This window comes from Polynucleobacter sp. UB-Raua-W9, assembly GCF_018687435.1.
GTDB lineage: Bacteria > Pseudomonadota > Gammaproteobacteria > Burkholderiales > Burkholderiaceae > Polynucleobacter.
The window spans coordinates 1,311,472-1,325,945 of sequence record NZ_CP061290.1; the positions used below are offsets into that span (position 1 = coordinate 1,311,472).

At 47.3% G+C, this 14,474-nt stretch carries 10 protein-coding genes; 6 read left to right on the forward strand and 4 right to left on the reverse strand.

What is annotated here, in order from left to right:
* The first annotated feature begins 6 nt into the window (after window positions 1-6).
* Genes AOC07_RS06725 through AOC07_RS06735 form a run of 3 tightly spaced genes read left to right on the forward strand, consistent with a single transcriptional unit; the run spans window position 7 to window position 2,719 of the window.
* Window positions 7-768: a glycosyltransferase family 2 protein gene (locus tag AOC07_RS06725; protein WP_215292510.1), complete on the forward strand. Its 762-nt coding sequence runs from the start codon at window positions 7-9 to the stop codon at window positions 766-768.
* Window positions 765-1,544, forward strand: a complete 780-nt coding sequence (locus AOC07_RS06730; protein ID WP_215357223.1) for a glycosyltransferase family 2 protein — start codon at window positions 765-767, stop codon at window positions 1,542-1,544. The genes AOC07_RS06725 and AOC07_RS06730 overlap by 4 nt, the downstream gene beginning before the upstream one ends.
* Window positions 1,544-2,719 (forward strand): glycosyltransferase family 9 protein, encoded by a 1,176-nt coding sequence (locus AOC07_RS06735; protein WP_251371653.1) that lies wholly within the window; start codon window positions 1,544-1,546, stop codon window positions 2,717-2,719. The genes AOC07_RS06730 and AOC07_RS06735 overlap by 1 nt, the downstream gene beginning before the upstream one ends.
* On the opposite strand, the gene dnaE is transcribed toward AOC07_RS06735, so the two are convergent.
* The gene (dnaE, locus tag AOC07_RS06740; protein WP_215357224.1) at window positions 2,716-6,333 is read right to left on the reverse strand and encodes a DNA polymerase III subunit alpha; all 3,618 of its coding nucleotides are present in this window, start codon (window positions 6,331-6,333) and stop codon (window positions 2,716-2,718) included. The genes AOC07_RS06735 and dnaE overlap by 4 nt on opposite strands.
* A 3-nt stretch (window positions 6,334-6,336) precedes the next feature.
* On the opposite strand from dnaE, the gene gluQRS reads away from it, so the two are divergent.
* Entirely contained in the window at window positions 6,337-7,287 is a 951-nt protein-coding gene (gluQRS, locus tag AOC07_RS06745) for a tRNA glutamyl-Q(34) synthetase GluQRS (protein WP_215357225.1), read from the forward strand.
* 22 nt (window positions 7,288-7,309) lie between these two features.
* On the opposite strand, the gene AOC07_RS06750 is transcribed toward gluQRS, so the two are convergent.
* The 3 genes from AOC07_RS06750 to AOC07_RS06760 all read right to left on the reverse strand — a co-directional run bounded on the left by AOC07_RS06750 (window position 7,310) and on the right by AOC07_RS06760 (window position 10,497).
* The gene (locus AOC07_RS06750; protein WP_215357226.1) at window positions 7,310-8,752 is read right to left on the reverse strand and encodes a DEAD/DEAH box helicase; all 1,443 of its coding nucleotides are present in this window, start codon (window positions 8,750-8,752) and stop codon (window positions 7,310-7,312) included.
* A gap of 8 nt (window positions 8,753-8,760) precedes the next feature.
* Window positions 8,761-9,168, reverse strand: a complete 408-nt coding sequence (locus tag AOC07_RS06755; RefSeq protein ID WP_215292520.1) for a heme-binding protein — start codon at window positions 9,166-9,168, stop codon at window positions 8,761-8,763.
* Between the two features lie 144 nt (window positions 9,169-9,312).
* Complete coding sequence (locus AOC07_RS06760; RefSeq protein ID WP_215292522.1) at window positions 9,313-10,497, reverse strand: alanine--glyoxylate aminotransferase family protein; 1,185 nt, start codon at window positions 10,495-10,497, stop codon at window positions 9,313-9,315.
* A 196-nt stretch (window positions 10,498-10,693) separates the two neighbouring features.
* Between AOC07_RS06760 and AOC07_RS06765 the strand changes: the two genes are divergently transcribed.
* Window positions 10,694-11,380: a GntR family transcriptional regulator gene (locus AOC07_RS06765; protein WP_215357227.1), complete on the forward strand. Its 687-nt coding sequence runs from the start codon at window positions 10,694-10,696 to the stop codon at window positions 11,378-11,380.
* Window positions 11,377-14,463 (forward strand): FAD-binding and (Fe-S)-binding domain-containing protein, encoded by a 3,087-nt coding sequence (locus AOC07_RS06770; protein ID WP_215357229.1) that lies wholly within the window; start codon window positions 11,377-11,379, stop codon window positions 14,461-14,463. Before AOC07_RS06765 ends, AOC07_RS06770 begins: the two co-directional genes overlap by 4 nt.
* Window positions 14,464-14,474 lie beyond the last annotated feature (11 nt).

Below are 14,474 nucleotides of genomic sequence, written 5' to 3' on the forward strand. Positions count from 1 at the left end.
TGAATTATGCCCACCTTATCAGTCATACTCATCACCCGCAATGAAGAGGCCAATTTGGACGCTTGTCTAGCCTCCCTGGAGGGTATTGCCCAACAGATCGTAGTGGTCGATACGGCCAGCAATGACCGTACCCTAGAGATAGCTAAAAACTATAGAGCTATTATTGCCAGCCCGCCTGATTGGCCTGGTTTTGGCCCCCAAAAGAACCGTTCTTTAGATCTGGCAACTGGTGAGTGGGTGCTATCTTTAGATGCTGACGAGAGGCTAACCCCTGCCCTTCGGACTGAAATTCTGACAACCATAAACCACAACGCCCATGTGGACTGCTTTGCCATTCCGCGGCTATCTTGGTATTGCGGGCGCTTTATCCGCCATTCTGGCTGGAGCCCAGATTATGTAGATCGTCTTTTTAAGCGTGGCACCGCTCGCTTCTCAGATGACCTAGTACATGAGAGGTTAATTCCGCAGGGGCAAGTGACCAAACTAAAAAATCCGATGCTGCACTATAGCTTCATGAACTACTCCCAAGTTCTACAAAAGTTAGATCGTTATTCCACTGCCTCTGCAGAGCAGGCTTTTGCTAAAGGCAAAACGAGTAGCCCTGTAAAAGCAGTGCTCCATGGTTGCTGGGCATTCTTGCGCACTTATGTGATTCGTGCTGGATTCTTAGATGGTGCCCAAGGATTTGCCTTGGCCATCTCTAATGGCCAAGGCACCTACTATCGTTACATCAAGCTGTGGCATCTGAATCAGGGCGCCAGTAAATGATTTCGATTTTGTTGGCCACCTATAACTGGCCGCAAGCACTTAAGCTCTGCCTAGAGTCCCTGGCTACACAAGCCGATCGCAATTTTGAGATCATCATTGCTGATGATGGCTCGACCGATAGTACCAAGCAAGTCATTGAGCAGTTCAAAAAATCTTGCCTAATTCCAACGGAACATTTGTGGCAAGAGGATCAAGGCTTTCGGAAAACCCTCATTCTGAATCGAGCAATTGCTGCTGCACATGGTGACTACCTTATTTTTCTAGATGGGGATTGTATTGTGCAACCCGATTTTGTTGCGCGTCATCGCGACTTAGCGCAAGAGGGATATCTAGTAACCGGCAGTCGAGTGCTGCTTAATGAAAAACTCACTCAAGAGCTCATCACTTGGCCGCATTGGGACTTTCAACGCTTTAGCACTGGCCTTTTAGCTGAGCGCCTGAGTGGTGGCATCAATAAATACTGGCCACTCAAGATGAAACTTGGAAATGGCTCATGGCGAGATTACAAAAAATTTGTTTGGCGTCGTATTAAAGGTTGCAATATGGCCTGCTGGAAAGCAGATGCCGAGGCAATCAATGGTTTTGATGAGGCTATGACGGGCTGGGGTCATGAAGATGCTGATTTCATCTTCCGCCTGCAACGCCATCACATTATTCGTAAATCAGGCTCATGGGCAACGGAAGTATTACATCTCTTTCATAAAATCAATGATCAAAGTAATGCTGCTGAGAATGCTGGTCGTGTTCGTGAAAAAATTTTAGCGAAGGCAATGTAATGGCCTGCTCGAAAATGAATGCTTATTCAGACTTGAAACCTAAAAAGCTGCTCTTTATTGCCACTCGGCAAATTGGGGATGTGCTGGTCACGACTCCACTGATTAGCAAAGCTAGAGAATTGTGGCCTGATGCAGAGTTTCATTTTTTGGGCTATCGCGGTAAGCTCGATATGCTGTATGGCAATCCTGACATTAGCGAGATTATCGAAACTTCAGACCGACCAGGTTTTGGCGAATACCTTTCCCTTTTCAATAGATTATTTCAGCGCTACGACTTAGCTATCGTGACTCAGCCTAGCGATCGTGCATATGTGTACGGCTTAGTTGCCGCCCTCAGAAGAGTCGGTGTTTTGGGTGGCCACCCCCAAGGCAAAGACGCAAAAGATCAATCCAAGAGAAGTAAAAGTGAGAAGCAGAATGCTTGGAAGAAACTCATCTGTATGCATACCGTAGATGTGGATTACTTCAATCAACACGTCATCGCTGAGAAGCTGCGCTTACTCGAAATCTTCTTCAGAAACCCATCTGAGTTATTTAGCAAACCCACTTCTGTAACACCTCCTGAGGGTGAGGCGCTGACTCCAGGAATTATTAATGCGCTGGTGCAACCCTATGTAGTGGTTCATCCGGGGCCGCTCACTGCATACAAACGCTGGCCGCTGGCATATTGGCAACATCTCATCGCTTGGCTGGTCAGCAAGGGGTTCCAGGTGGTATTAAGTGCCTCACCTGCCAAGCAAGATATGCAACTCAATCACGACATCCTATCCCTATTGACAGATGAGACTGCTGCAAAAGTCATTAATACTGCAGGCAAGCTGTCAATACCGCAAGCAGGCACCTTATTACGGGGTGCCGCCTTATACATTGGCGTGGATACCTCTATCACCCATTTGGCAGCGGCTTGCAACACACCTACGATTACTTTATTTGGCGCCACTCCACCAACGAACTTTGGCCCATGGCCTAATGGATTTATTGGCGAGCAACCCTATCAATTGCATGCCCGTACCCAAACTGTTGGTAATGTCACGATCTTGCAAGGTCCTGGTGAATGCGTTCCTTGCCGAAAGGCAGGCTGTCTTGATCACGCCGACAGTTATAGTGAATGCTTGGATTTATTAAAGCCGGCTCAAGTGATTGCAGCAATTGAGCAAACGATAAAAATGACTTAGTGGTATTGAACCTGAACGGGGTCTTTTTGTTTAGAGGACAGCAATTGATTTAGGCTGTGTAAACAAGCGTCATCAGGATAGATCCGCAATTCTTCTGGGAACTGCATTAAGCAGGCCCCGCCATTGGTAGTTACAGCGGCAGTCAACATCAAACCTTTTACGCCGTCATTAGATCCTGGCATTGCTGGTGGGGTAGGGCCCAACTTAGGGTCACGTACACGATTGGTCATTAAATAAGGGCCTATTTGACTACGCAGCGTCTTTAAATCAATTGCCGAATCAATGCAAACATGAACATTACGAGCAAAGCGCATACGTGCGCCCGTAATATCCATCACCGCCTCCGAAACAACTCGCATACCACCTGAGAATTTATCCGGCGTGACATTGACCTTAGCAATCAGCATCTCATCTTCTTTAAGCCAGGAGCGATTGGGTTCATACACTTCGCTATAAAGAGTTACCTCAATAGCAGCACTGCCATCATCAATCGTCGCAATCATCATGCGGCCACGCTGGCCAGTCAGCATGCGTGCTGAAGTAATAATGCCGGCAATCAATTGATCCTTACCTTCGGCCACTTTAGCTAAAGGCTGGCGTATGAAATGCGCCGTCTCATCACGGTAGGCATCAAACATATGACCCGTTAGGCAAAGTCCCAAAGAAGTCTTTTCTTCTTGCAAGCGTTTTTTCTCAGACCAAATGGGTTCACGTACCAACTCTGGGAGATGGCGATCCTCTTCGCCTGCAGATTCAAACAAGCTGACCTGATGAATCGAGGCCTCTGCTTGTTCTGCAGCTTCAATTGCTCTTGCCAAAGAAGCGAGCAAGGTGGAGCGAATGTCATACAGATTGCCGCCCACAGGAACTGAATCGCGATAGAGGCTATCAAATGCACCGGAGCGCATGAGCGCCTCAATGGCTCGCCGATTGACTTGGCGGCGATCTACTCTTGCGCAGAAATCAAATAAGTCCTTGAATGGGCCGCCAGTCTCGCGCGCTTTCACTATTGCTTCAATCGCTGCTTCACCAGTGCCCCTCACAGCGCCTAGACCATAACGAATATGACTAATCGGTGAATCAGGAGCGGCATCTGGAGCACGTAAAGGCGTGAAGTCATATACGCCCGTGTTGATATCGGGTGAGAAAACCCGAATCTGATTAGCCAAACAATCGTCATACAGAATCTTTACCTTATCGGTGTCATCCATCGCGAGCGATAAGTTGGCCGCCATAAATTCTGCTGGGTAGTAAGCTTTGAGCCAGGCAGTTTGATAAGCGAGGAGCGCATAGGCAGCAGCGTGAGATTTATTAAATCCATAGCCTGCAAAGCGCTCCATTAAGTCATAGATCTCATTCGCTTTGGCTTCGCTAATACCGCCCGCTTTTGCACCATCACTAAAGATCTTGCGATGCTGTGCCATCTCTTCAGGTTTTTTCTTGCCCATCGCCCGGCGCAACATATCAGCGCCGCCCAATGAGTAGCCCCCAATCATCTGTGCCATCTGCATCACCTGCTCTTGGTAAACCATGATGCCGTAGGTTTCACGCAGAACAGGCTCAATCCGCGGATCTGGATACTCCACTTTTTGACGACCGTGCTTACGTTCAATAAAGTCCGGAATGAGGTCCATTGGGCCTGGGCGATACAGGGCTACTAAGGCAATAATGTCTTCAAAGCGATCCGGCTTTGCATCACGAAGCATGCCCTGCATGCCGCGGCTTTCTAACTGGAATACAGCAACCGTATTAGCCCTCTTCAGTACATCAAACGCTTTTTCATCATCGAGCGCAATATCACTAATACTCCAATCCTTGCGATCATCATGAAGTGTTTTAATCCAGCGCTCCGCTGCAGCTAGGATGGTGAGCGTAGTTAAACCCAAGAAGTCGAACTTCACCAAGCCAATTGCCTCTACGTCATCTTTATCGAACTGGCTGATGACAGAACTACTGTCTTGGTCTTTACTCTCCTGCGTATAGAGTGGACAAAAATCCGTTAAGCGCCCAGGAGCAATCAACACGCCGCCAGCATGCATACCCACGTTACGGGTCATACCTTCCAATTGCTGCGCAAGGGAAAGAAGCTGGCGCACCTCATCTTCATTCTTCTCGCGCTCAGCTAATTGCTTCTCTTCTTTCTTGGCCATTTCAATCGTCATGTACTGACCTGGCTTATTTGGAACAAGCTTAGCAATGCCATCCACAAAGTTATAGCCCTGCTCAAGAACGCGCCCCACGTCCCGAATCGCAGCTCGCGCCGCCATCGTTCCAAAGGTAGCGATCTGACTCACCGCATCCTTGCCGTATTTATCTTTAACGTACTGAATTACACGGTCACGACCGTGTTGGCAAAAGTCGATATCAAAGTCAGGCATTGATACCCGCTCTGGATTTAAAAAGCGCTCAAAGAGGAGGTTGTAACGCAGTGGGTCTAGATCAGTAATGCCTAGAGAGTAAGCCACTAAGGAGCCCGCACCAGATCCACGACCTGGGCCTACGGGTACACCATTATTTTTAGCCCAGTTAATGAAGTCCGCCACGATCAAAAAGTAGCCTGGGAAGCCCATTTGAGAAATCGTCTTTACCTCAAACACTAAACGCTCGTGATAACGTGGCATTTCTTGGGCACGCTCTTCTGCGTCGGGGAAATTACGCTGCATGTGACGCTCTAACCCAACTTCGGATTGAGCCAGTAAATATTCATCCAGCGTAATACCGGGGGGCGTTGGAAAATCTGGCAGACGCGGTTGACCGAGTACGAGCGACAAATTGCAACGTTTGGCAATTTCTACAGAGTTCGCTATTGCGGCAGGTAAATCTGCAAAACGCTGTTCCATTTCTGCTTGCGTTAAGAAGTATTGCTCGTCATTAAATTTCTTAGTACGCCTTGGATTGCCCAGTAACTCACCTTCAGCAATACATACCCGCGCCTCATGGGCCGTGAAATCGCTCTTTTGCATGAACTGCACTGGGTGGGTCGCCACCACTGGCAACTGGAGTTCGCTAGCTAAATGGCAAGCTAGCTGGAGCTGCTTCTCATCCTGCTGATGGCCGCCTCGCTGCACTTCGATATAGAAAGACTTCGGGAATAGCTTTTCATAACGTCTTGCAGCAGTCTTGGCTTGATCTTCTTGGCCAGCCAATAAAGCGCCACCCACTTCACCGTGGCGCGCACCCGAAAGCGCTATTAATCCATAAGCAAGGGTTTTATTGCTAGCTTTATCTTCAGCTTTTGCAGCAGGCTCACTAAACCATCTAGAGTCAACTTCAGCACGACCACGTGATTGATTATCTAAAGAAGCTCTACTCAATAACTCGCATAGATTTAAGTAACCCGAATGGTTTTGCACCAAAAGCAATAGGCGATGCGGTTGATCTGGATCTTGGGGATTACTCACCCAAACATCAGCCCCGGCAATTGGCTTGATACCGCCAGAACGAGCAGCAGTATAAAAACGCACCAAACCAAATAAATTACTAAGATCGGTCAGGGCTAAAGCGCCCATCTCATCTTTAACAGCTGCTGCTACGGCATCGTCAATACGAACGACGCCATCCGTAATCGAAAACTCGGAATGAAGGCGAAGATGAACAAAACGGGGTGAAGCCATGAGATGATTTTAGCTGTGTCCACCTTCAAAAACCCCTCATCCCCAGCCGACGGCTACCGCGGGCGATTTGCCCCCTCGCCCACTGGTCCACTCCATGCCGGTTCACTAGTTGCTGCCCTTGGAAGCTGGTTAGATGCCCGCAAAAATGGGGGTAAGTGGCTACTCAGAATGGAGGATTTAGACACTCCCAGATGCATCCCGGGGGCAGACCAGCAAATACAGGCACAACTACTTGCCTGCGGCCTTTCTTGGGACGAAGAGTTAACCCACCAATCCAAGCGTCAAGAGCTCTACCAGAGCGCTTTAGGGCGGCTAAATCAGTTGAAATTAGTCTTTCCCTGCTGCTGCTCTAGGCAAACGATTGCCACTAGCCTGGCAAGGTTGGGTATCCAAACCCCCCGCAACCAAGAAATGGTCTACCCAGGAACTTGCAGACCAAATCTGCTGGAAAGCAATTCGCCAGAATTATTCAACACCGGAGCTGCTTGGCGACTTGCCCTCCCGCGAGATTGCCACATTGAGTTTGAGGATTTAGCACTTGGCCATCAAAGCCAAGACCTCAATAAGCAAATAGGTGATTTTGTTCTACGTAGAAACGATGGTCTATATACCTATCAGCTTGCAGTGGTCGTGGATGATGCGCAGCAGGGGATTACCCATATAGTGCGAGGCGAAGATTTACTCAGCAACACTGCAAGGCAAATTCATTTGCAAAAAGTATTGGGGTATTCAACACCGCAATACCTGCATCTTCCCTTGGTACTCGATGAACATGGCGAGAAATTAAGCAAGCAAACTTTAGCAGCGCAGATTAATACTGAAGATGGACAGCATTCTCTTGCGGAATTACGCAAAGCAGCAAAGCATTTAGGATTGAAAAATTTGCCTGATGGTAAAAATGTCAGCATTGCAGAGTGGCTCTTAGCAGCCACTCATGCTTGGAAAGCTGATTAGCCTTCCAAATACAGTTACCACTTTATTTCTTTTTGAATCCGCCCAGCAAAGCACCGACAGCTGGCTTAGCTGGAGTAATCCCCACTTTTTTCTGCTCAGGTTTTGCGCTCTCAGCGGATTGAGGGACAGCAGTTGGTTCGTAAGGTTTGTAAAAAAATGGGTCTGACATTTTTGCTGGTGTACTGCTAGATGAATGTCCACTTGAAGATGGCCTGCTTTGTGAAGGAGCCCCCTCTGGCAAAGGTTTGATATCGAGCTTACGCTTCATCAATTTTTCGATATCGTCAAGTAAGCGCTTTTCACTGGCATCCACTAAAGCAATCGCATCGCCTGTACTACCAGCGCGACCTGTACGGCCAATACGATGAATAAAGTCTTCTGCGTTATATGGTAATTCGTGATTGATTACACAAGGCATGTCCGGAATATCTAAACCACGGGCCGCAACATCGGTTGCCACTAAAGCTTCGATAGCACCAGACTTAAATGCATCTAATGTCAGAGTACGTTCACCTTGACTCTTATCACCGTGAATCGCGCCCGCTTTGATGCCATCTCGCTCAAGCGCACGGGATAGCTTGGCACAGCCCAAACGACTATTGGTGAAGATGATGCATTGACGCGATAAACCTTGGCGTGTACGGGCTTCTAAAACTTTCACAATGGCACGCTGCTTATCAGCAGAAGCCACCATATGAATCACTTGCTTGACCGTATCAGCAGCAGCATTCTGACGCGCTACCTCTACGGTGACCGGAGTTCGCAAATAGCTTTGTGCCAACTTTTTAATTTCTGGCGAAAAGGTTGCTGAGAACAACAAAGTCTGTCTTTGCGCTGGAATCAAATTAATGATGCGCTGTAGATCTGGCAAAAAACCCATATCTAGCATGCGGTCAGCCTCGTCCAGCACTAAAATTTCTACCTGAGACAAATTGGCAACTTTTGAGCCAATGTGGTCAAGCAAGCGCCCTGGTGTTGCAATCAAAATCTCAACACCATTACGCAAAATCGCAACTTGCTCTTTCATATCCACGCCACCGTAGACAACAGCGGCACGCAAATCAGTATGCTTCGAGTAATTTGCAGCATTCTCCGCCACCTGCACCGCCAATTCTCTGGTTGGGGTGAGCACCAAGGCGCGAATTGGATGACGGGCCGGTGAAGCACTACTACTAGCATGACGCAAAATCTTTTGAATGATTGGCAATACAAAGGCGGCTGTTTTACCAGTCCCCGTTTGTGCAGCACCCATCAAGTCACTTCCCGCTAAAACATGCGGAATCGATTGCGCTTGAATCGGAGTTGGGGTGGTGTATCCCTGCTCAAGTACTGCCTTTTGAATCTTTGGATCTAAACCAAAATCGGCAAAAGTAATTGTTGCTGGAGGGGCATCGAGAGTAACGTTAGGGGCGACTGTATCGTCAGCCCCTGTGGAGGAAATTATTTCAGTAGCAGTATTCGTCAAAAGAAAACTTATAAGATGGCCGCAATGCCGGCCTTAGCAGTGGCGGCATCCTCGGTCGATTTAACGCCGGAAACGCCGACTGCGCCGATGGTAAATCCATTTACATCGATATTGACCCCACCCTCTAACATGCCTGAAATATGTGGGGCAGATAAAAAAGAGGTGCGGCCATTGTTAATAATTTCTTCGTAAACACGGCTCTCGCGTTTACCCATTGCTGCAGTGCGTGCCTTTTCTTGCGCAATATAAGCAGATACAGGAGCACAACCATCACGGCGTATTAAGCCCAACATATGACCACCATCATCACAAACGGCAATCGTGACTGCCAAATTATTTTCAGCAGCATATTGGTTTGCGGCGTCCAAAATCTTTTGCGCATCAGCTTGAGTTAAGTATGGTTTGGTAGCTAACATGTTTAATCTTTCTGTCTCGAATATGTTGTGTCTAATTAATGCACTTCTATATAAGTACTTGAATTATAAGGGGTGTAGCCAGATTAACCCTGAAGAACCCAGCTCCACCCATCCTCATTTGCGCTAACTTGCCCTAAGTACTTCTTATTTAAGGAACTCTTGAGCCGCAACTACCCCGCTTGCCTTCGGTTTAAAGCCCATAGAACCTAAGCTCATCTCTACGCCACTTAAGGCAGCCATGAGATTTAGTTCATTGCAGTCACCCAAATGGCCAATGCGGAATGCCTTCCCTTTGATCTTGCCAAGACCGGTACCTAAAGAAAGATTGAACTTTTCTAAAGCATGTTTACGTAGTACATCGGCATCCATTCCGTCAGGTGTAGCGATACAAGTGAGCACAGGAGAATAGCAATCGGTGTCTTGGCACTGAACCTCTAAGCCCCATGCTTTCACAGCTTCACGGCAGGCCGCAGCCAAACGTTGGTGACGTGCAAAAATGGTATCGAGACCCTCAGCCATCATCATATCCATGGCTTCATGCAAGCCATACATCAGATTAGTACTTGGGGTGGTTGGCCAAAAACCCGTTTTATTTGATTCGAGGATTTCATCCCAAGCCCAATATGCTTTCGGCATTTTGTTGGCCTTGCTAACCTCAATTGCTCTAGGTGATAAAGCATTAAAGCCAATACCGGGCGGCAACATCAAACCTTTTTGCGAGCCAGAGATAGTCACGTCAGCGCCCCACTGATCATGCTCATAATCTGCAGAACCTAAGCCAGACACACTATCGACCAACAACAAAGCTGGGTGCTTTAAAGAATCAATTGCTTTACGAACGTTAGCAATATTTGAAGTAACGCCTGTAGAAGTTTCGTTGTGCACGACGCAAACCGCTTTAATTTCGTGCCCAGTATCTTTGCGCAAACGCTCTTCAATTACCGAAGCATCTACACCCCAACGCCAAGAGTCTTGTCCAGTCTTACCCACCACCTCAACATCAAGGCCAAGACGCTTGCCAAGTGCACGCCATAAATTCGCAAACTGGCCAGTCTCATAAAAGAGCACCTTATCACCAGGGTTCAGTACGTTTACTAAAGCACCCTCCCAAGAACCGGTTCCAGAAGCGGAATAAATAATGACCGGGTGCTCGGTCTTAAAAATCTTTTTAATGCCATCAAGAACCTTTAAACCAAACTGACCAAACTCAGGGCCACGATGGTCGATCGTTTGATAGCTAATTGCACGCAAAACGCGTGGGGGGACTGGGCTTGGGCCAGGAATATGTAAGAAATGGCGTCCAGATGCGTGGTTATCGAGTTTGAGCATATTTTGTCTCGCTGGTTTTAGGTTGAATAATTTAGCTAGTGTAAGACAATTTTTGCCAATTATCTATTTTGTATACAAAATATTTTTATAAAATCTTAAAATAAACCCTTTAATTAGCGTTTAAAGCCTATATTTATGCTTTATCATGGCTTATTAATGTTTTTGTATACAAATTTAGAGCTCGGGGAGCTACAGTATGGCAGTTATAGAACAGCCTAATTCGCAGAACTTACATGAAGCTATCTTCCAAAAGCTCAGATTGCTGTTGGTAGAGGGCAAGATTGCCCCTGGCAGCAAACTCAATGAACGAGAACTTGCCGAAAGCCTGAATGTTTCTCGCACCCCCATTCGCGAGGCGATCCGTCGCTTAGCTGCTGATGGTTTGGTAGAACTCATTGCCAATCGAGGCGCAATTGCTGTGCAACTCAGCATTACTGATGTCATTCACACCTTTAATGTCATTGCCGACCTGGAGGGTTTTTCTGGCGAGTTGGCCGCCAATAATATTAGCGATACCGCCCTCTCTGAATTAGAAGCGCTCCAATATGAAATGATGGCTTCGTATGCGCGACGTGATTTATCTTCTTATTACAAACTCAATCTGCGCATTCATCATTTAATTAATCAAGCAGCTAATAATCCCGTACTAGCCAAACTGTTCTCGCAAGTGAACGCGCAAATTGAAGCTCTGCGCTTTAGATCAAATCAAGATGGTGTTAAATGGGAAAAAGCGGTTGAAGAACACCAAGAGATGCTTGACGCCCTCAAAGCCAGAGACAGCGGTCGCATGCGGAAGATCATGATTCAGCACGTACAAAATAAACGTGATGTTGTAGTGCAGTTACTCAAAGCTGAATCCAAACTAGCAGAGACAGTCAAATGAATAAACCTCTTGACCTTAAAGAGCTGATGGTGGATCAGGTAAAGCTAGCCAAACGCTTACGCCAAGAAACCTCGGGTGATGTGATGACCGATAGCGCAAGTCGTGGTCGTTACGCTACCGACGCTTCTATTTATCAAGCTATGCCAGTTGCTGTATTTGTGCCGAAGACTGCGCAAGATATTGCGAGCGCCATTCAGATTGCGGCAGAGCTTGGTGTACCCGTTCTTCCCCGTGGCGGCGGTACCAGTCAGTGTGGTCAAACCACTGGCGCAGCATTAGTCATCGATAACACTCAATACTTCAGAAATGTTCTTGATCTCAATCTCGATAAAGGCTATGTGGAAGTTGAGCCAGGTATCGTGCTTGATCACCTGAATGGCTCACTCAAGCAACACGGTCTTTGGTATCCGGTAGACGTTTCCACTGCTGGGCAAGCAACCATTGGTGGCATGGCGGGCAATAACTCTTGCGGCAGCCGCTCGATTGCTTACGGCAATATGGTTCATAACGTATTGGGTATTAAAGCTTGGCTAGCAGATGGCAGAGTTGGTGAATTTGGGAACTACGCAAATAGCTCTGGCGTTGCCAAAGAACTCGGCGGCTTTGTCAAAGACTTAGCCAATACACTGCAGCCCGAGATTGAAGCGCGCTTTCCGAAAGTCTTGCGACGTGTTGCAGGTTACAACCTCGACATCTTTCATCCCCAAAGCGAATTACCTTATACCCAAGATGGCAGTGTTAATTTAGCGCACCTCTTGGTAGGTAGCGAAGGCACGCTAGCCTACTTCAAATCTCTTCAGCTTAAATTAGCGCCATTGCCACAACACAAAGTACTGGGTATTGTGAACTTTGCGAGCTTTTATAAAGCCATGGATAGCGCTCAGCACATTGTCAAACTTGGACCTACCGCAGTTGAGCTAGTTGATCGCACCATGATTGATTTAGCGCGCAGCAATCCTAGCTTTAAGAAAACGATTGAGACTGCGCTCATTGATCACACCGCCCAAACACCAGAAGCAATTCTCTTGGTGGAGTTTTCTGGTGAGGCGCACGCCCCACTACTAGATAAGCTTAAAGCTCTGCAAGAGCTCATGAGTGACTTGGTTTTACCAGGCTCAGTAGTGCCAATGCCCGACGCATCCTTGCAAAAGAATTTGTGGGAAGTGCGTAAAGCAGGTCTCAATATCATGATGAGCCTTAAAGGGGATGGCAAGCCAGTAAGCTTTATTGAGGACTGCGCTGTGCCGCTGGAGAGTTTGGCTGATTACACTCAAGCATTGACAGAGGTGTTTTCCAAGCATGGATCAAGAGGTACTTGGTATGCCCATGCCTCAGTGGGCACTTTGCATGTGCGCCCCATTTTGGATATGCGCAGAGATGGCGCCCAAAAGATGCGTGCTGTAGCAGAAGAGGCCTCAGAGTTAGTACGCAAGTACAAAGGTGCTTATAGCGGCGAGCATGGTGATGGCCTATGTCGTGGTGAGTGGATCTCCTGGCAATTTGGCCCCAAAATCACTGAAGCCCTCTCGGAAATCAAGCACGCTTTTGATCCCAAAGGATTATTTAACCCCGGCAAGATCGTTAATCCGCCGAGGATGGATGACCCCATCAATTTTAGGTTTCCACCCAATTACAAGGTCATTCCATTACAGCCTGCATTAGATTGGTCTGCTTGGAATGTGCAAAATGACCCCGTTACAGAAGAAACTACAACCCCTGGTACTGGCGGTGATCCGGCTATGGGTTTAGCAAAAGCAGTGGAGATGTGCAATAACAATGGTCACTGCCGCAAGTTTGACGCTGAAGTAATGTGCCCAAGCTATCGCGTGACCCGTGATGAGAAACACCTCACTAGAGGACGAGCCAATACATTACGTCTGGCGCTTTCTAATCAACTCGATATTAAGAGTGGATCAACGATCGATTCATCCCCGCTAGCTAGTGATGCCATCAAAGAAGTCATGGAGCTTTGCGTGAGTTGCAAAGCCTGCCGTCGTGAGTGCCCTACTGGCGTAGATATGGCCAAGATGAAGATTGAGTTCTTATCGGCTTACAAGAAACGGGTTGGTCACTCCCTGCGGGACTTGGCAGTAGCTTACTTGCCTAAATATGCTCCTACTATTAGCAATATTCCTCTCCTACCAGCACTGCTAAACCTACGCAATCACGTTGCGCCAGTAGCAAAGCTACAAGAGTGGATTATGGGTATCTCTGCGCAAAGAAGTTTACCGATCTGGAAGAGTAAGACTTTCTGGAACCAGCAAACAGCACAAGGCTATCAATTCTCGCCCGAAGAATTAGCCCAAAGCACTAATGGCAAAGGCGTGGTCTTGCTGGCTGATACTTTTAATGCCTATTTTGAAGATGAAAATCTCATCGCCGCACTGAAAGTTCTCCAAGCTGCAGGTTACCGTGTGCACATACCCAATAAGAGCCAAAACAATAGAGACAAACAAGCAGTAAATACAAATATTTGTTCAAAAGAGTTTTGCTGTGGCAGAACCTATCTTGCAGCTGGCATGGTTGACAAAGCCAAAGAGACGCTGAGTGAGCTTATTGATCATCTTGCGCCTTATGCAGACAAGAACATTCCAATTATTGGTCTAGAGCCCTCATGCCTCTTTACACTCAAGGATGAAGCCTTGGTCATGGGCTTCGGCGACAAGGCCATCTGCGTTTCTAAACAAGCTCAACTCTTGGAAGAGTTTTTAGCGGGTGAAGCTAAAGCAGGAACACTGAAACTCAACCTCAAAGAAGCTAGTAAGTCCGTGCTCTTTCATGGTCACTGCCATCAGAAGTCTTTTGCAGCAGTTACCCCAGCCATGGAACTACTCAAACTGATTCCTAAAGCAGAGCCCAGGCTCATTGAATCTTCTTGCTGCGGTATGGCGGGTAGTTTTGGTTACGAAGCAGAGCATATTAAAGTATCTAAACAAATGGCTGAAACTAGTTTATTGCCTACCATCCGTAAATCACCAGATAGTTGGGTAGTAGCTGATGGTACAAGTTGTCGCCATCAAATTGCGGATGGCACACAAAGAGAAGCTGTGCATATTGCTAGAATCCTAGCAGCGCATCTCTAGTTCAAGTTAAA

Excerpts from the sequence above, each read along its gene's own strand:
- AOC07_RS06770 (WP_215357229.1), top strand. The coding sequence starts at position 11,377 with ATGAATAAACCTCTTGACCTTAAAGAGCTGATGGTGGATCAGGTAAAG.
- AOC07_RS06765 (WP_215357227.1), top strand. The coding sequence starts at position 10,694 with ATGGCAGTTATAGAACAGCCTAATTCGCAGAACTTACATGAAGCTATC.
- AOC07_RS06725 (WP_215292510.1), top strand. The coding sequence starts at position 7 with ATGCCCACCTTATCAGTCATACTCATCACCCGCAATGAAGAGGCCAAT.
- AOC07_RS06760 (WP_215292522.1), bottom strand. The coding sequence starts at position 10,497 with ATGCTCAAACTCGATAACCACGCATCTGGACGCCATTTCTTACATATT.
- dnaE (WP_215357224.1), bottom strand. The coding sequence starts at position 6,333 with ATGGCTTCACCCCGTTTTGTTCATCTTCGCCTTCATTCCGAGTTTTCG.
- AOC07_RS06735 (WP_251371653.1), top strand. The coding sequence starts at position 1,544 with ATGGCCTGCTCGAAAATGAATGCTTATTCAGACTTGAAACCTAAAAAG.
- AOC07_RS06755 (WP_215292520.1), bottom strand. The coding sequence starts at position 9,168 with ATGTTAGCTACCAAACCATACTTAACTCAAGCTGATGCGCAAAAGATT.
- gluQRS (WP_215357225.1), top strand. The coding sequence starts at position 6,337 with ATGATTTTAGCTGTGTCCACCTTCAAAAACCCCTCATCCCCAGCCGAC.
- AOC07_RS06730 (WP_215357223.1), top strand. The coding sequence starts at position 765 with ATGATTTCGATTTTGTTGGCCACCTATAACTGGCCGCAAGCACTTAAG.